General features: G+C 73.3%; 13 protein-coding genes, 1 tRNA gene and 1 pseudogene. 4 read left to right on the top strand and 11 right to left on the bottom strand.

The annotated features are described in order from the left end of the window. Positions 1-50: 50 nt before the first annotated feature. From fusA to ACH5AR_RS06095, 6 genes are all read right to left on the bottom strand, one after another. Positions 51-2,156, bottom strand: coding sequence for an elongation factor G (gene fusA / locus ACH5AR_RS06120; RefSeq protein ID WP_396300182.1), 2,106 nt, complete (start codon positions 2,154-2,156; stop codon positions 51-53). Positions 2,157-2,195: 39 nt separating this feature from the next. Continuing rightward, a complete protein-coding gene (gene rpsG / locus ACH5AR_RS06115; protein ID WP_030055803.1) occupies positions 2,196-2,666 on the bottom strand; it encodes a 30S ribosomal protein S7 in 471 nt (156 codons plus the stop codon). A 2-nt stretch (positions 2,667-2,668) separates the two neighbouring features. Further along, positions 2,669-3,040 carry a 30S ribosomal protein S12 gene (gene rpsL / locus ACH5AR_RS06110; RefSeq protein WP_014144289.1) on the bottom strand — a complete coding sequence of 124 codons (372 nt, stop codon included), beginning with the start codon at positions 3,038-3,040 and terminating at the stop codon, positions 2,669-2,671. A 376-nt stretch (positions 3,041-3,416) separates the two neighbouring features. Beyond that, complete coding sequence (locus tag ACH5AR_RS06105) at positions 3,417-5,018, bottom strand: DUF2142 domain-containing protein (RefSeq protein WP_396300181.1); 1,602 nt, start codon at positions 5,016-5,018, stop codon at positions 3,417-3,419. A 46-nt stretch (positions 5,019-5,064) separates the two neighbouring features. Continuing rightward, complete coding sequence (locus ACH5AR_RS06100) at positions 5,065-6,672, bottom strand: hypothetical protein (RefSeq protein WP_396300180.1); 1,608 nt, start codon at positions 6,670-6,672, stop codon at positions 5,065-5,067. A gap of 267 nt (positions 6,673-6,939) precedes the next feature. Further along, entirely contained in the window at positions 6,940-7,488 is a 549-nt protein-coding gene (locus tag ACH5AR_RS06095; RefSeq protein ID WP_396300179.1) for a DUF1707 and DUF4190 domain-containing protein, read from the bottom strand. 262 nt (positions 7,489-7,750) lie between these two features. Here ACH5AR_RS06095 and ACH5AR_RS06090 point away from each other — a divergent pair, with 262 nt between their 5' ends. The 4 genes from ACH5AR_RS06090 to ACH5AR_RS06075 all read left to right on the top strand — a co-directional run bounded on the left by ACH5AR_RS06090 (position 7,751) and on the right by ACH5AR_RS06075 (position 12,844). After that, positions 7,751-8,557: an ABC transporter ATP-binding protein gene (locus ACH5AR_RS06090; RefSeq protein WP_396300178.1), complete on the top strand. Its 807-nt coding sequence runs from the start codon at positions 7,751-7,753 to the stop codon at positions 8,555-8,557. Positions 8,558-8,628: 71 nt separating this feature from the next. Further along, positions 8,629-10,227, top strand: a complete 1,599-nt coding sequence (locus ACH5AR_RS06085; protein ID WP_396300177.1) for a transporter — start codon at positions 8,629-8,631, stop codon at positions 10,225-10,227. 109 nt (positions 10,228-10,336) lie between these two features. Next, entirely contained in the window at positions 10,337-11,608 is a 1,272-nt protein-coding gene (locus ACH5AR_RS06080; protein WP_396300176.1) for a DUF2786 domain-containing protein, read from the top strand. Positions 11,609-11,731: 123 nt separating this feature from the next. After that, complete coding sequence (locus ACH5AR_RS06075; protein WP_396300175.1) at positions 11,732-12,844, top strand: ADP-ribosylglycohydrolase family protein; 1,113 nt, start codon at positions 11,732-11,734, stop codon at positions 12,842-12,844. Positions 12,845-12,871: 27 nt separating this feature from the next. On the opposite strand, the gene ACH5AR_RS06070 is transcribed toward ACH5AR_RS06075, so the two are convergent. From ACH5AR_RS06070 to ACH5AR_RS06050, 5 genes and pseudogenes are all read right to left on the bottom strand, one after another. Next, entirely contained in the window at positions 12,872-14,191 is a 1,320-nt protein-coding gene (locus tag ACH5AR_RS06070) for a serpin family protein (RefSeq protein ID WP_396300174.1), read from the bottom strand. Positions 14,192-14,246: 55 nt separating this feature from the next. Beyond that, positions 14,247-14,768 (bottom strand): annotated as a pseudogene (locus ACH5AR_RS06065) (ADP-ribosylglycohydrolase family protein); the annotation flags it as partial. A gap of 4 nt (positions 14,769-14,772) precedes the next feature. Beyond that, complete coding sequence (locus ACH5AR_RS06060) at positions 14,773-15,987, bottom strand: cytochrome P450 (protein ID WP_396300173.1); 1,215 nt, start codon at positions 15,985-15,987, stop codon at positions 14,773-14,775. A gap of 88 nt (positions 15,988-16,075) precedes the next feature. After that, on the bottom strand, positions 16,076-16,816 hold the full coding sequence (locus ACH5AR_RS06055) for an SIR2 family NAD-dependent protein deacylase (protein WP_396300172.1): 741 nt from the start codon (positions 16,814-16,816) through the stop codon (positions 16,076-16,078). A gap of 187 nt (positions 16,817-17,003) precedes the next feature. Beyond that, positions 17,004-17,077 (bottom strand) — tRNA-Met (locus ACH5AR_RS06050). Positions 17,078-17,163 lie beyond the last annotated feature (86 nt).

The following is a 17,163-nucleotide window of genomic DNA, read 5'->3' as shown; positions in this document are numbered from 1 at the left end:
GTTGCCTCCTAATAGCCTAAGGCTTCGCTATCGTCCCGATTATCGGGACGTCACTCGCCCTTGGCCTTGGCGATGATGTCGTCCGCCACGTTCTTCGGAACCTCGGCGTACGAGTCGAACTGCATCGAGTAGCTCGCGCGACCAGAGGTCTTGCTGCGCAGGTCACCGACGTAGCCGAACATCTCGGAGAGGGGCACCAGCGCCGTGACGACGCGGGCACCGTGACGCTCGTCCATGGACCGGATCTGGCCACGGCGAGAGTTGATGTCGCCGATCACGTCGCCCATGTAGTCCTCGGGCGTCGTGACCTCGACGGCCATCATCGGCTCGAGGAGGACCGGCTTGGCCTTCTTCGCGCCTTCCTTGAAGGCCATCGAGCCGGCGATCTTGAACGCGAGCTCGGACGAGTCGACGTCGTGCGCCTGGCCGTCCAGCAGCTTCACGCGGACACCCTGCAGCGGGTAGCCGGCGAGGATGCCGAACTCCATGGCCTCCTGGCAACCGGCGTCGACCGACGGGATGTACTCGCGCGGAACGCGACCACCGGTGACGAGGTTGACGAACTCGTAGCCCTCGGCCTGCTCGAGCGGCTCGATCGCGATCTGCACCTTGGCGAACTGACCGGAACCACCGGTCTGCTTCTTGTGGGTGTAGTCGATGCGCTCGACCGCCTGGCGGATGGTCTCGCGGTACGCGACCTGCGGCTTGCCGACGTTGGCCTCGACCTTGAACTCACGGCGCATGCGGTCGACCAGCACCTCGAGGTGCAGCTCGCCCATGCCCGCGATGATGGTCTGGCCGGTCTCCTCGTCCGTGTTGACCTGGAAGGACGGGTCCTCCTCGGCGAGACGCTGGATGGCGACACCCAGCTTCTCCTGGTCACCCTTGGACTTGGGCTCGATCGCGACGCGGATGACCGGGGCCGGGAAGTCCATGGACTCCAGGATGACCGGGTTCTTCTCGTCGGACAGCGTCTCACCGGTGGTGGTCTGCTTCAGGCCCATGACGGCGATGATGTCGCCGGCGCCCACCGAGTCGATCTCCTCACGCTTGTTCGCGTGCATGCGGTAGATCTTGCCGATGCGCTCCTTCTTGCCCTTGACGGCGTTCAGCACCGAGGTGCCGGACTCCAGGCGGCCCGAGTAGACCCGGACGAAGGTGAGCTTGCCGAGGTGCGGGTCCGACATGATCTTGAACGCGAGCGCGGCGAGCGGCTCGTCGTCCGAGGCCTTGCGGGAGATCTTGACGGTGTCGTCGCCCGGCTTGGTGCCCTCGATGGACTCGATGTCCAGCGGGGACGGCAGGTACTTGACGACGGCGTCGAGCAGGGGCTGGACGCCCTTGTTCTTGAAGGCGGTACCGCAGAAGATCGGGGTGAAGTCCGAGTTCAGGGTGCCCTTGCGGATCGCGTCCTGCAGCAGCTCGACCGGGATCTCCTCGCCCTCCAGGGCGAGCTCCATGATCTCGTCGCTGACGTTCGAGACCGTGTCGATGAGCGCCTCGCGGTACTCGTCGGCCTGCTCCTGCAGCTCGGCCGGGATGTCGACGACGTCGTACATCTCGCCCTTGGCGGCCTCGGCGGACCAGACCAGCGCCTTCATGCGGACCAGGTCGACGACGCCCTGGAAGTCCGACTCGGCACCGATCGGGAGCTGCATGACCAGCGGGGTGGCGCCGAGGCGGTCCACGATGGTCTGGACGCAGAAGAAGAAGTTCGCGCCCGTGCGGTCCAGCTTGTTGATGAAGCAGATGCGCGGGACGCCGTAGCGGTCAGCCTGCCGCCACACGGTCTCGGACTGGGGCTCGACACCGGCGACACCGTCGAACACCGTCACGGCACCGTCGAGGACGCGCAGCGAACGCTCCACCTCGACGGTGAAGTCGACGTGACCCGGGGTGTCGATGATGTTGATGGTGTTGTCGACGCCGTCGACGGTCCAGTGACAGGTCGTCGCGGCCGACGTGATCGTGATGCCGCGCTCCTGCTCCTGCTCCATCCAGTCCATGGTGGCAGCGCCATCGTGGACCTCACCGATCTTGTACGAGACACCGGTGTAGAACAGGATCCGCTCGGTGGTGGTGGTCTTGCCCGCGTCGATGTGCGCCATGATCCCGATGTTGCGGACCCTGGCGAGGTCAAGGGAGGTTGCAGCCATGGTGGCTCGTTCTCTCTCTGTCTAGTGACGGGGTACGGACTACCAGCGGTAGTGCGCGAAGGCCTTGTTGGACTCGGCCATCTTGTGGGTGTCCTCGCGACGCTTCACGGAAGCGCCCAGGCCGTTGCTGGCGTCGAGGATCTCGTTCATCAGGCGCTCGGTCATGGTCTTCTCGCGACGGGCGCGGGAGTAACCGACCATCCAGCGCAGCGCCAGGGTGCTGGCGCGGCCCGGACGGACCTCGACCGGAACCTGGTAGGTCGCGCCACCGACACGGCGGGACTTGACCTCGAGGGCCGGCTTGACGTTCTCCAGCGCGCGCTTCAGCGTCACGACCGGGTCCGAGCCGGTCTTCTCACGGACGCCCTCGAGGGCGCCGTAGACGATCCGCTCGGCGGTGGAGCGCTTGCCGTGCAGCAGGATCTTGTTGACCAGCTGGGTGACGACCGGGGAGCCGTAAACCGGGTCGATGATGACCGGGCGCTTCGGGGCGGGGCCCTTACGAGGCATTCTTACTTCTCCTTCTTGGCGCCGTAGCGGCTGCGGGCCTGCTTGCGGTTCTTGACACCCTGGGTGTCGAGCGAACCGCGGATGATCTTGTAGCGGACACCAGGAAGGTCCTTCACACGACCACCGCGCACCAGCACGATGGAGTGCTCCTGCAGGTTGTGGCCCTCGCCCGGGATGTAAGCGGTGACCTCGATCCCGCTGGTGAGGCGCACACGGGCGACCTTGCGGAGAGCCGAGTTCGGCTTCTTCGGGGTGGTCGTGTACACACGCGTGCAGACCCCACGGCGCTGCGGGGAGCCCTTCAGCGCGGGAGTCTTGTTCTTCTCGACCTTGTCCTGCCGGCCCTTTCGGACCAGCTGCTGGATCGTAGGCACCGTTTCTCCGTTTTCTGTGTGCCAAGGCTTGGTGGAACTAACCTGCGGTGTCTCCCTCGCACACGACCCCGTGATCGACCCACGCGGTCGGGTGTGTTGGGCTTGTTACGACACGGAATCCCATGGCTGATGTACAGCGACGGCGCTCTACGCGCGGCGCGCTGGGAAGCGCTCCGGCTCGGCGCGGCGACCGGTGTGCATGCACGCACAAGGACCCGGGGACACCCCAGGCACAAGGTCAGAGCGTACCTAGCGCATGGGGCGCGGTCAAAACAAATGCAACGCCGCAGGTCGCGGGGCTCGCGCCGGAAGCGGCCCGGGAACCGGGCCGACGCGGGGCTCCTTACCACAGCCGGGCAGCCCCCGCACGGCGACCCTACGCCTCCGCGTGGGCCCCGGCGAGCCGGGGCGGGTCCTGGCTGGCGTCGCCGCCGGCCGCCCCCGCCGACGACGGCAGCGGGCGGTCCCGGTTGTCCGCCACCGCCGTGAACAGCCCCAGGGCGAGCGCGGCCAGGCTGTACACCGCCAGCCACAGCATCCAGGTGCCGGGCGGGGACCAGTGGGCCGGGTTGATCAGCAGCGGGCCGGTGCTGCCCACCGTGTTGCGGCGCAGCGCCCAGAGGAAGGCCGCGGCGTTGACCAGGGACAGCGAGAAGCCGGAGATCACCAGCAGCCGGCGCCAGGCGAAGCCGCCCCAGGGCAGCCGCTCGTGGCAGATCGCGGCGCACAGGATCGGCAGGCCGACGGCGAACGGCAGCAGGTAGCGGCCCTGCCAGATCATGCCCAGCTGACGGGCCTGCATGGCCTGGGCGACTATCGGTATCACGACGATGCCGAGCATCACCCCGACGATCGCCAGGGCGTCGCGGAACCGTGCGTAGCAGAGCGCGAACATCGCCAGCGCGAGCACCACCCCGCACCAGACCAGCAGCGTCGCGGCCGGCGCCTCGGCGTCCAGCCAGCCGAAGTAGCCGATCATCTGCTTCATGTACAGCAGGCCGAAGTCGAAGGTCTTCCGGGCCGCGGCCAGCGGGGTGAGGTCGCTCGGGGTGTTGATGACCGAGTTGTCCGGGTGGCTCGACGACCAGAGCAGGGCCACCACCGCCGACGCGGCGCCCAGGGCGCCCCAGAGCCAGGTCACCCTGCGGCGGAGCACTTCGCGCACGGCTCCCTTCTGGCTGAGCAGCAGCGCGAAGAACAGGGCCCCGGCGAACCAGATCACGCCCAGCGGGCGGATGCTGATGAGCACCAGGGCGCCGATCCCCAGCCGGGCCAGCCGGCGGTTCAGCAGGTACGGGTCCGGGTTCATCAGCATCGGCAGCCCGGCGCTCCAGACCAGGATGCCCGCCGCGATCTCCGGGCCGCTCGGGTTGACCATGCCGAACAGGAACAGCGCCATCGGCGTGGCCGCGGTGACCACCCCGAGCAGGGTGAAGGACCGCCGCCGCCACTCCGCCGCCGAGACCACCGCGCTCGCCACCAGGGCGGAGCAGATCAGCGCCGACATCAGGCGCATCAGGTAGAAGGCCTTCGCACCGGGGACCAGCAGGCTCGGCCAGCCCACCGCGAAGTAGTACGCCGGGTGGTAGCGGCCGGCCGCGGTGGTCACCAGGGTCTCCCCCGGCCGGTCGATCAGCCGCGGCGCGCAGGAGGCCGGGGTCTCGGACCTGAAGACGTAGCAGGAGTTGACGTCCTTGAGGTCCTGGTAGATCCGCGGGAGCTCGACCCCGGTCTCGGCGAACTGGCCTTCGATGCCGCCCACCAGGTGCGGGACCATGACCTCGCGGCCCTCGACCTGGCCGCGGGCGACGGCGGCGGCCCGGATGAGGTGGGCGTGCTCGTCCGGCGAGGCGCCGACCGGGGTGGCGATCGACCAGGACGCGCTCAGGGCGAACAGGATCGCGAACGCCACGGCCCACAGTCGCCTCGGCGAGGAGACGAGCCGGTCGGCGAGGCTCTTGACGGCGGTGATCATCATCAGGATTGGGCCTTTGGGTCAGTTCGGGCTCGTGGGCGGGAACTGGTTACTTGATCATGCTCTGCCATGACTGGTCACCGGTCTTCGAACAGTGCCCACCCGGCGCGAACTTCGGGCAGGTGCCGTCGAGGTTCTGCATGGTGTGCGACACCCACGGCAGGATGCGGTAGGTGTTCTCCTTCGCCGGCAGGTAGCGGTCCGACATCGACGACGAGACCGTACCGAACAGGAAGAGGAGAGCGAACAGCGTACCGACGACCGCGGCGTGCGGGCCGGGCAGGGGCGTACCGGCGAGTCCCCCGCTCCCGGCGGTCCCGGCGGCCTCCGCGGCCTGCGGAGCCCGTCGGCGCTCGGCCAGCCGCAGCGACACCAGGTGGACCAGCAGCGCGCACAGCAGCAGGCCGCAGTACAGCAGCTGGTTGTTGGTCCGGGTGTAGAGCTGGACCGTCTGCGTCTCGTACATGTGCGAGGCGATGTACATCCGCATCACCCAGGCGCTCGCGAACATGCAGCTGATGGTGACGACCACCGGCTTGCGGATGCCCAGCCAGAGCGCGGCGCCCAGTGCGACGAACATCACCACGGCGAACAGGTCCATGCCGCCGAACTCGCCGGGGACGGGCCAGTCGCCCACCTTGCCCGGCATGTCGGTGCGCCACATCAGGAAGTACGCCGGGTCGGTGAAGTTGTCGAAGCGGAAGTTGGAGTCCTTGGTGTCCTGGCCGTCCGTCAGCATGGTCACCAGGTAGCCGCCGCAGACCAGCAGGAACGCGCCCACGGTGGTGGCGAGGTAGACCAGGCCCTTGAGCCGGTTGTCGTGCCAGGGGAAGTACATCAGCGCCGCGACCACCACGCCGATGGCGCTCCACAGGAACCAGCCGGAGTAGGTGAGGAACAGCAGGCCCAGCAGCGCGCCGAAGCAGGCCGCCTTCACCAGCAGCGCCCGCCAGCCGTCCGTGCCGCTGCGCCGCAGGTGGACCACCACGGCGACCAGGACGGGCACCAGGACCACCAGCACGGTCTGGCTGTACGGCTTGTAGGCGTCGATCAGCGCGAAGGCCGGCAGCACGCCGAAGGCGAGCGCGCGGACCGGGCTGAGCAGCATCCGCCAGGAGAGGTAGACCAGCGGGCCGAACGCGGCGGCACCGAGGATCTGGAGGTCCTTGAAGGCGTACGCGGTGTTGCCGCCGCGGAACCACTCGGCGTAGTAGCCCAGGGTGTAGAGCGGCGCCGGCGGGTAGACCGGCGAGCCCGAGGGCTGGCCGTTCGCCACGGCGTGGGCCCACTCGACGATGCGTCCGCTGTCGCCGTTCAGGCCGAACATCGGCCAGGGCGTGCCGAGCAGCGCCATCACCGCGCCGGCCGCCACGAAGCCGCTGGCCAGGCCCGCGATGGCGGCCGCGGAGAACCGGGCCACCAGGCCGAAGTGCCGGCCGGAGCGCAGGCGCATCGCGAGCACGACCGCGCCGAGCAGGAGGAAGCCGATGACCGCGAACCGCAGCTGGAGCGCGGCGAGGCCGCTCACCTGGGCGATCCGGTCCAGCGGGTCCATGTGGAAGCCGCTCGCCATCACGGGGAGCAGCAGGGCCGCCCCGAAGGCGACCAGCGCCTCGCCCGCGAGCAGCGCCGGGGCCGACTTCCGGAGCCGAGCCACGGAACGGCCCGCCGATCCCCGGACCAGCGAACGCCCTCCGATCGTCGGGATCCTGGAGGCCTCTTCGGCACTGACTGTCACTGGTACGGTCCTCAGCTCGTGGTCTCTCGCGCGGCCCGCCCGGCCCTTCGGCGTCGGCCGGTGGCGGAGAACGTACTGCTTCCCGGGCGCGCGACGGCAGCCCCGGGCATCATAGGTCCTCCGCCTGGGGAAGACCCCATCGGCGGACGGACGGATCCCCCCGCGAGGCACCGGGCCGGGCAGGCCTCAGGCGGCGCCGAGCAGGATCATCAGGGTCCAGAACGCGCAGCCCAGGTAGCCGAAGACCAGGCCGAGCACGGCCGCCCAGTCGCCGTCCATGTCGCGGCGGCGGATCTCCGCGCGGGCGATGTGGCCGGTGATCACGGCGGGCGCGGAGAGGAAGAACAGGCTGGCCACCAGGGAGACCACGGCGAGCGCGTTGGTCTGGCGGCGGGCCGGGGGCGGCGGGACGGCCAGGAAGGTGGCCGGAACGGGGGTGACGGCGGCCGGCGCCGTCATCGGCCCGGAGGGCAGGTCGGCCACCAGCGCGGCCAGCTGACCGTAGGTCTGCGCCGCGGCCACCGCCTCGTGGCGCTGCTCGTACTCCTGGACGGTGAGCCGCCCCTCGGCGAACGCGGCCTTGAGCACGTCGACCGTGCGGTCCCGGTCGGCGTGGCCCGCCCGCATCGCGGCCTGTGAGGACACCGCGGGCACGGGCGCGGGCGGCCAGCCCCCCGCCGGCTGCTTGCCGGGCGGGTAGCCGGCCCCGGGCTCGCCCCATGGTTGTACGGACATCCGCCACCTCCCGGTAGCGCGGCACCCCCGCGCACGTCACTGCTCCCTCATAGTGCAGGACGAACAGCCGAGCTGAGTAGTTGCCGAATCGGCCCAGTCGTCGGCGGGAAGGATCGGACCGGGCGGCGCGTCTCACCCGTTCGGCGGACACTCTCAGGGGATGCTCAACTCGGACGACAACCCGTTCGGGCGATGACAGGCTGACTCCCGAGCGACGCTCCGCCACGACCTCCGCCACCACCACGAGCAGAGAAGGACCCCCATGCAGGCCTCCGCGCCGCCCTCCCCCGGCCTCCCCGGGCCGGGAACCCCGTCCGCCGTCAGCATCCAGGGGCTCTGGAAGCACTTCGGCACCCAGGCCGCGGTGGCCGGGCTGAGCCTGGAGCTGCCGGCCGGGGCGTTCATCGGCCTGGTCGGGCCCAACGGCGCCGGCAAGACCACCACGCTGTCGATGGTCACCGGGCTGCTCCGGCCCGACCAGGGCACCGTCCTGGTGCACGGCGCCGACGTCTGGGCGGACCCGGTCGCCGTCAAGGCCCGGATCGGCATCCTGCCCGAGGGCCTGCGGATGTTCGAGCGGCTCAGCGGGCGCGAGCTGCTCCAGTACACCGGGCGGCTGCGCGGCCTGCCCGGCGCCGAGGTGGACCGGCGGGCCGAGGAGCTGCTGGCCGTCCTGGACCTCGGCCGGGACGCCGACAAGCTGGTCGCCGACTACTCCACCGGCATGCGCAAGAAGATCGGCCTGGCCGCCGCACTGCTGCACAACCCGGACGTGCTGTTCCTGGACGAGCCCTTCGAGGGCGTCGACCCGGTCTCCGCCCAGACCATCCGCGGCGTGCTCAAGCGGTACGCGGCGGCCGGTTCCACGGTGGTCTTCTCCAGCCACGTGATGGAGCTGGTCGAGCAGCTCTGCGACTGGGTCGCGGTGGTCAACGCCGGCCGGGTGATCGCCCAGGGCCCGCTGGACTCCGTCCGGGGCGGGCGCAGCCTGCACGAGGCCTTCCTGGAGCTGATCGGCGTCCGCGAGGACGACGGGCAGGCGCTCGGCTGGCTCGGCGGCGGGCAGTGAGCGCCGTGTCCGGGCCCGCGTCCGTGTCCGGGCCCGCCCCCTCGTCCTCGCCCGCGTCCGCGTCCGCACCGGTGCCCGACGGGCGGACGGTCGTCCGCGCCCTGGTGGCGCTCAAGCTGCGGCTGCTGCGCAACGGGCTGCGGCGCAGCCCCGGCCGGACGGCCGTCTACGTGATCGGCGGTGTCCTGGGGCTGGCCCTCGCGGCCGGCGTCGCCGTCGCCATGGCCGCGCTGAACGGGCGCTACGCGGGCTCCGGGGACGCCGGGGTGATGCTGCTCGGCGTGCTGACCGTGGGCTGGGCAGCGCTGCCGCTGTTCCTCTTCTCCAGCGACGAGAGCGCCGACCCGACCCGGCTGACCATGCTGCCGCTGCGGCCCGGCCCGCTGCTGCGCGGCTCGCTGCTGGCCGCGCTGGTCGGGCCGGGGCCGCTGACCACCCTGGTGCTGGTGACGGCCGCGGTGCTGTCCGGCGCCCGCGGCGGGGCCTCGGCCGCGCTCGCCGTGCTCGGCGTGCCGCTCGCCGCGCTCTGCCTGGTCACCCTCTCCCGGGCGGTCGCGGCGGGCAACGCCCGGATGCTCTCCAGCCGGCGCGGCAAGGACTTCGCGATCTTCGGCGGGCTGGCCTTCGCGCTCCTGGTGCAGGTCGCCAACGTCGGCTCGCAGAGCATCCTCGGCCGGCGCGGCGGGCCGATCGACCTCACCCCGCTGAAGCCGGTCGCCTCGGTGCTGCGCTGGATCCCGCCGATCAGCGCGGCGGACGCGCCGCGCACCGCCGGCGAGGGCCGGTACGGGCTGGCGCTGCTCCAGCTCACCGCGGCCGCCGGGCTGCTGGCGCTGCTGCTGCGCTGGTGGCGGCGGAGCCTCCAGGAGCTGATGGTCACCGCCGACTCCTCGACCCTGGAGGTGGCCCGCGGGGTGCAGAACTCGCGCGGCTGGGGCTTCCTGCCCCCGGGCCGGACGGGCGCGGTGATGCAGCGGCACCTGCGGTACGCCTGGCGCGAGCCGCGGGCCAAGGCCGCGCTGTTCACCAGCATCGGCATGACGCTGGTGGTCTGCGTGCTGTCGATGGTCCAGGGCTGGGCGAGCGTCTACCTGCTGGCGATGACCGGGGTGTTCCTCGGGCTCCAGATGCTCAACCTGTTCGGCATGGACGGCTCGGCGTTCTGGATGGTCGCCGCGACGCTGCGCACGCCCGCCGACGCCCGCGCCGAGCTGCGCGGCCGGGCGTACGCGGTGCTGTCGTACGCGGTCCCGGTGACGGTGGTGCTCGGGCTGGTGCTGGCGGCCGTCACCGGCCGGTGGGGCGAGCTGCCGGCCGCGCTCGGGCTGGCGCTGGCACTGCTCGGCTGCGGGATCGCGCTGGGCGCGGTGTTCAGCGTGCTGGCGCCGTACACCATGCCGGCCGACAGCAACCCGATGCGCAACGCCGCCCCGGGGCAGGGCGGGCTGATCCTGCTCAACCAGTTCGGCTCGATGGTGGGCGTCGCCGTGCTGGCGCTGCCGGTCGTCGGCTACCTCGCCTGGGCGCTGGTCTCCGGCGGGCCGAGCTGGCCGGTGCTGCCGGCCGGCCCGCTGTACGGGGCCCTGGTCGCGGCGCTCGGCGTCCGGGTGGCGGCGGGCCGCCTCCTGGAGCGCGCCCCGGAGATCCTCGCCAAGGCCATCGAGCGCTGAGCTCCTCCGGGCGGCCGCCGGCGGCCTGAGCTCCTCCGGGCGGCCGCCGGCGCGGCTCCGGCATCATGGGCAGGAGGAAACGGGCCGTCGAGGAGAGCAGGGACACGCCGTGGGCGAGCACGCGCAGCAGGCCGGGACCGCCGGGCCGCTGCTGGAGCAGGCGGTGCGGGCGGTGCTGACGGCCCCGGAGGAGTCGCTGGACCTCGCCCTGGACACCGGGGCCTCGCTGCTGGCCGCCTCGGCCGGGCAGTGGCCGGAGGTCAGCCGGGCGCTGCTGGCCCACGCGGACACCGCGGTCGGCCGCTGCTGGTCCGCGGGGTGGCGGCCGGCCGACCTGGCCCGGGTGGTGCGGCGCGAGCTGAAGCCCGTCCACCTGGCCCTCGCGGTCGACCTGATCGCCGCCGAGGCCCGCCGCCACCCCGCGGCCGCCCTGGACCGGCGCTGGCGCGAGCAGCTGCGCGAGCTGGAGGCCGAGGTGTGGTGGTCCGGCGACGACGGGTACCTCGGCGCCTTCGCCGAGCGGCAGCGGCTGGACCGCTTCGCGCTCGCCACCGCCGCCCTGGAGCTGCTGCGCACCTGGGGGCGGCTGCCGCCGATCGCCCCGGTGGGGCCCGCCCCCGGGCAGGCCGTACGGCCGCAGGGCCCGGCGCCGACGGCCGGCGAGCCGCGGATGCTGGCGCGGATCCGGGCGCTGCTGGCCAAGGCGGAGTCCACCGAGTACCCGGAGGAGGCCGAGGCGCTGACCGCCAAGGCCCAGCAGCTGATGGCGCAGCACAGCATCGACGAGGCGCTGCTGGCCGCGGCCGGGGCCGACCGGGACGCCCCGGCGGCGCTGCGGATCGGGGTGGACAACCCGTACGAGGGCCCCAAGACGATGCTGCTGGACGCGGTCGCGGCGGCCAACCGGTGCCGGGTGGTGTGGGCGAAGGAGTTCGGCTTCTGCACCGTGGTCGGCTTCGACGGCGACCTGGACGGCGTCGAGCTGCTCTACACCTCGCTGCTGGTGCAGGCCACCCACGCGCTCAACCGGGCGGGCGCCCGCAAGGACTCCCGCAGCAAGGCGTTCCGGCAGTCCTTCCTGGTCGCGTACGCGGCCCGGATCCGCGAGCGGCTGACCGCCGCGACGGAGCGTGCCACCAGCGCCGCGGCGGCCGGCCGGCACCTGCGCGAGGACGGCACCGAGGAGCAGCTGCTGCCCGACGAGCGGCTGCTGCCGGCGCTCGCCGCCCGCTCCGAGGCGGTGGACGAGGAGATCGGCCGGCTGTTCCCGAAGCTGGTCTCGCAGCGGGTGCGGGTCAGCGACGGCGTGGGCTGGGCGGCCGGGCGCGCCGCCGCCGACCGCGCCGCACTGCACGGGCGCGCCGGGGCGATCCGCCGCTGATGCGGGGCCGCCCGCCCGTCCCCGCCGCTCCCCCGGCCGACCCGCGCAAGATCCACAAGAGCCGCACCGCCCCCTCGCCGACCTGATAGAACGTAGTCCGCCACGAACGAAGGGGGACTCGACGTGACGGAGCCGGCGGCGGAGTCGGGGTACCGGGACCGGGTGCGCGGAGCACTGCTCGGCGGAGCGGTCGGTGATGCGCTGGGCTGGCCGGTGGAGTTCCAGCAGCTCCACCAGATCCAGGACCGGTACGGGCCGCAGGGCGTGACCTCGCTGCCGGCCGGGCCCGGCCCGGTCGAGGTGACGGACGACACCCAGATGACGCTGTTCACCGCCGAGGGCCTGGTCCGCGGCTTCGTCCGCGGCTGGACGGGCGGCGGCGGCTCGGTGCCGGAGGCCGTGCACGGCGCCTACCGGCGCTGGCTGCGGACCCAGTACCAGGCCGCGCCGGACACCTCCCCGCAGCCCCGCCCGTACGACGGCTGGCTGCTCGGCCGGCCGTTCCTGTACGCCCAGCGGGCGCCCGGCAACGCCTGCCTGAGCGGGGTGTCCGAGCACCCGGTGTTCGAGGCGCCGTCCGCGATCGGGCTGCCGGGGCCGGTCAACCCGGGCTCCAAGGGCTGCGGCACGGTGATGCGCTCGGCGCCGTTCGGGCTGGCCCGGCTGGGCGTCGAGCAGTCCTTCGGGCTGGCGGTGCAGTGCGCCCAGCTCACCCACGGGCACCCGACCGGCTACCTGGCGGCGGGCGCCTTCGCGGCGCTGGTCGAGCGGCTCGCGGACGGCACCGAGCCGTGGGCGGCGGTCGGCGAGACGGTGGAGCAGATCCGCGAGCTGCCGGGCTCCAAGGAGACCGTCCAGGCGCTGGCCCGGGCGGTGCGGCTCGCCCAGGAGGCCGAGCCGGCGGCGGAGACGGTGGAGCGGGTCGGGCTCGGCTGGATCGCCGAGGAGTGCCTGGCCATCGCGGTGTACTCGCTGCTGGCCGCCACCCTGGACCCGGACCCGGTGCGCACCGCGCTGCTGCTGTCGGTGAACCACTCCGGGGACAGCGACTCGGCCGGCGCGGTCTGCGGCAACCTGGTCGGGGCCGCGTACGGCGCCTCGGCACTGCCCGCCGAGTGGGCCGGGGCGGTGGAGGGGCGGGCCGAGCTGCGGCAGGTCGCGGACGACCTGCTGGTGCTGTTCGGCAGCCGCGACCCGCTGCATCCGGCGCTGGGCGGGCGCTACCCGGCCTGGTGAGCCCGGCCGCCCGGTCCCCCGTCCGGGTCACCCGGCCTGCGGGTCGGTGACCTGGCCGAGGAAGAGCGGCGCCCCGCCCCGGGCGTCCCGGACCAGGAACAGGAACGGCCGGTCGAGGTGCACCTCGACCGGCCGGTCGGCGTTGGGCGCGACCGCCGCGGCGATCCCGGCGCCGCTGCCGGCCGCCGCGACCGTACCGTCCTCGTCGACCTCGACGGTGGCCTTCTGCACCACCGTGCCGACGGCCAGCGGGTCCTTGGCGATGCCGCCGAAGTCGGCCGCGTCGAAGGCCGCCCGCACGCCGAGCGAGCGCAGCGCCGGGGTGAGCTCCTTCGTGGTGCCGAAGCGGAAGCGCGGCACCCGCAGGTCGACCGGGCGCTCGGCGAGGGCGCCGAGGATCCGGTCCAGCTGGGGCTGGTCCAGGCCCTTGACGAAGGAGGCGAAGCCGCCCTGCGCGGGGACGACCAGGTCCATCACCAGCCCGCCGTCCGCGTACGGCAGTTCGACGGCCTGCCAGGGCTCGCCGACGATCCCGCCGGAGCCCTCGGCGTACCGGAAGTCGCCGCTCTGCCCCATCGTGGGGACGGCCGGGGCGGAGCCGTCGAGCCGGTGGAACGGGCGGTCGGCGGTGTGCGAGGGCTTGAAGGCGGCGGCCCACTTCGCCTTCAGGTACAGCGCGTCGGTGAGCGCCAGCCGGGTGGAGGGGGTGATCGCGTCCGGGCCGAACAGGTCCTTGATCCGGCCGTCGGTGGCCTTCTCCACGGCCGCGTTGACGGTCCTGCGCGAACCGTCCGGGTCCTTGGCGAAATCGGCCTGGTGCACCCCGGCGTCGAAGGCGCCGGCCAGGGTGGCCAGGTAGTCCGGCTCGACGGCCTGGCCCCGCTGCGTCCAGACGTCGTCGCTGCGGCGCAGGGTGAGCCGGTCGGTGGCCGGGACGGGCCGGTTCAGCGCGCCGGTGGCGTAGGCGTACTGCCGTGGGTCGAGCCCGGTGTGCAGGGCCCCGGCCAGTTCCTCGGCGGTGGCGCCGCGGGCGCCGGGCAGCAGCATGGCGAGCAGGGTGGCCAGGCCGGACGGGGAGACCACCAGGTTGCCGCCGGCGGCGTCCGGCGCGGCGGTCAGCACGTGCAGGAGGTCCAGGCCGAAGGCCTCGGTGGCGGCCGCGGTGGCGGCCACCTGGGCCGGGTCGACGGCCGGGCGGCTCGCGGGCGCGGCCGCCCGCAGCTCCCCGGGCGCGGCGGGCCCGGGGCGGCCGCAGCCGGCGAGCAGCGGGGTGGCGAGCGCGGCCGCGAGGAGCAGCGCCGCCGGTCGGCGGAGGGTGCGGCGGGGTGCGGTGCTGCGGTTCGTCATGGCCCTTCGACGCGCCGCCGCACCGCCCGGTTCCGCCCGCCCCACCGCGCCCCGGTCAGTCCCAGAGCGCGCCGAACTCCAGCAGTTCGTCCCGGTGCTCGATCCGCTCGACCCAGTCGGCCGGCCAGGCCGCCGAGCCGTGGTGGGCCCCCGCGAAGGCGCCGGCCAGGCAGGCCAGGGAGTCGGAGTCGCCGCTGGAGTGGGCGGCCCGGCGGACGGCGGCCACCGGGTCGTCCGGCAGCAGCAGGAAGCAGAGCAGGCCGGTGCCGAAGGCCTCCTCGGCGAGCCAGCCCTCGCCGGTGGCCAGGCAGGGGTCGGCGTCCGGGTTCCGGGCGGCGAGCGCGGCCTCCAGTCGGTCGAGCACCGCGAGGCAGTCCGCCCACCCCCGGGCGATGGCCGTCCGCGGGGAGCTGCCGTGCCGGCGGTCGGCGAGGTCGCCGAGCCAGAACCCGTCGTACCGCTCGCGGCTCGCCAGCGCGTACGCCCGCAGCACCGCGGGCAGCCCGGCGGGCGGGACGCCCTCGGCGAGCCTGCGGACGGCGTACGCGGTGAGGTCGCCGGCGGCGAGCGCGGTCGGGCCCCTACACCTCGACCAGCAGTTCCCCGAGCCCGCGGATCACGTAGCCCGGGTTCCACTCGGGCTCGCGCACCAGCCGCAGGCCCGGGGCCCGGCGCAGCAGGGTGCCGTAGGACTCGGTGAGCTCCAGTCTGGCGAGCGGGGCGCCGAGACAGAAGTGGATTCCGGCGCCGAAGGTGATGTGCGGGTTGTCGGTGCGGCCGAGGTCGAGGCGGTCCGGGTCGGCGAAGCGCTCGGGGTCGCGGTTGGCGGAGCCGAAGAGCAGGGCGATCTCGGCGCCGCGCGGGATGGTGACGCCGCGGACCTCGATGTCCTCCAGGACCCAGCGCTCGAACATCTGCAGCGGGGTGTCCCAGCGCATCAGCTCCTCGATCGCGGTGGGCAGCAGCCCGTCCACCGCGCCGCGCAGCCGGGCGAGCTCCCCGGGGTTGCGGAACAGCGCCCACCAGCCGTTGCCGGTGGTGTTGACGGTGGCCTCGTGGCCGGCGTTGAGGAGCAGCACGCAGGTGGAGACCATCTCCTGCTCGCTGAGCGCGTCGGAGCCCTCCTGGGCCTGGATCAGCGCGCTGATCAGGTCGGTGCCGGGGGCGGCACGGCGCTCGCGGATCAGGGCGCGCAGGTAGTCGGAGAACTCGGTGCTCGCGGTGACGGCCCGGCGGGCGGCCTCCTCGCTCGGGTTGAGCTCGAACATCCCGGTGATGTCGGCGGACCACGGCCGCAGCAGGTGCCGGTCGCCCTCCGGGACGCCGAGCATCTCGGCGATCACCGCGACCGGCAGCGGCTCGGCGACGGTGGCGATCAGGTCGCCGCCGCCGGCCGCGACCAGGTCGTCGACGAGCCCGCCGGCCAGCCGGCGCACGGTGGGGCGCAGGCCCTCGACCATGCGCGGGGTGAAGGCCTTGGAGACGAGCCGGCGGATCCGGGTGTGGTCGGGCGCCTCCAGGTCGAGCAGCCCGTGGTCGTTCAGGGTGTGGAACGGCTCGTGCGCCGGGTCGGGCTCGGGGCGGCCGAACTCCGCGTGGCTGAAGCGGTGGGTGTAGGTGCGGCCCAGCCGGCGGTCGCGCAGCAGCGCGCTGACGTCCTCGTGGCGCGAGACGAGCCACTGGTCCGTCGGCTCGAAGTACGTCACCGGCGCGTGCTCGCGCAGCTCGGCGTACGCGTCGTACGGGTGGGCCACGAACGCCGCCGACCAGGGGTCGAACTTCGCCGTCGTCGTCATCGGTCGATCACTCCAGGCCAGAGGGGGGAGCCGGAAGGATCATGCTACGGACGCGGTCCGTCCGCGGCCATGTCCCCTCCGGCCCTGCTCAGGCCCGTTCCAGGACGAGCCGGCGCACCAGCTCCGGCAGCGCCCGGGAGATCGGCTCCCGGATCACCTCGCTCGCGGCCTCGTCGTACGGCGTCGGCTCGCCGTTCACGATGACCAGCCGCGCCCCGGACCGCACCGCTTCGAGCGGCAGCGCCGCCACCGGGAAGACCTGGAGGCTGGTGCCAACGGCGATGAACAGGTCGCAGGCCCGGGCGATCGCGTCGGCCCGCCCGAGCACCTCAGGGTCCAGGTTCTCGCCGAACATCACCACGCGCGGCTTGAGGACGCCGCCGCAGGCCCGGCAGTCCGGGTCCTCCTCCCCCGCCGCGACCCGCGCCAGCGCCTGGGCCATCGACCCGACCGCCTGGCAGCGCAGGCACTGGGTCTCCCGGGCGGTGCCGTGCAGTTCGAGCACCTTGCGGGCGCTCAGCCCGGACTTCTGGTGCAGCCCGTCGATGTTCTGGGTGAGCACCCGCAGCGGCAGTCCGGAGCGCTCCAGCTCGACCAGCGCCCGGTGCCCGGCGTTCGGCTCGGCGGCCAGGGCGCCCGTCTCCAGCCGCATCCGCCAGGCCCGCCGGCGCACGGCCGGGTCGTCCCGGTACGGCCCGATGGTGACCGTCTCCTCGGCCGACGGGTCCTGCTGCCACAGGCCCTGCGGGCCGCGGTAGTCGGGGATGCCGGAGTCCGTCGAGATGCCCGCGCCGGTGAGCACGGCGATCAGGGGGCGCTTCGCGTTCATACCCGGGACGGTACGGCCGGCGGCCCCGGCCGGGCCACCGAAAATCGTGGCCGGCCCGGGGCCGCGGGCCTGCCCGGCACGATCCGGCCCGTCCGCAGCGGTTCCGGCCCCTCCCCCGCGACGGAGCCGGCGGCCCGGGGACGCCGAAGGGCCCGGAGGCTTGGTGCCTCCGGGCCCTTCGTTCTCGTAGCGGGGACAGGATTTGAACCTGCGACCTCTGGGTTATGAGCCCAGCGAGCTACCGAGCTGCTCCACCCCGCGTCGGTGAACACGACCTTACGCGACTTCGGCCGGATGTCCTAATCGGATCCCGCCGCACCCCGACGGCCCCCGGGAACGCCGCAGGG

The sequence above is a fragment of the Kitasatospora sp. NPDC018619 genome, from assembly GCF_044391605.1.
GTDB lineage: Bacteria > Actinomycetota > Actinomycetes > Streptomycetales > Streptomycetaceae > Kitasatospora.
The sequence above is the reverse complement of the archived record's forward strand: the minus strand, read 5'-3'. Positions and strand labels throughout refer to the sequence as shown.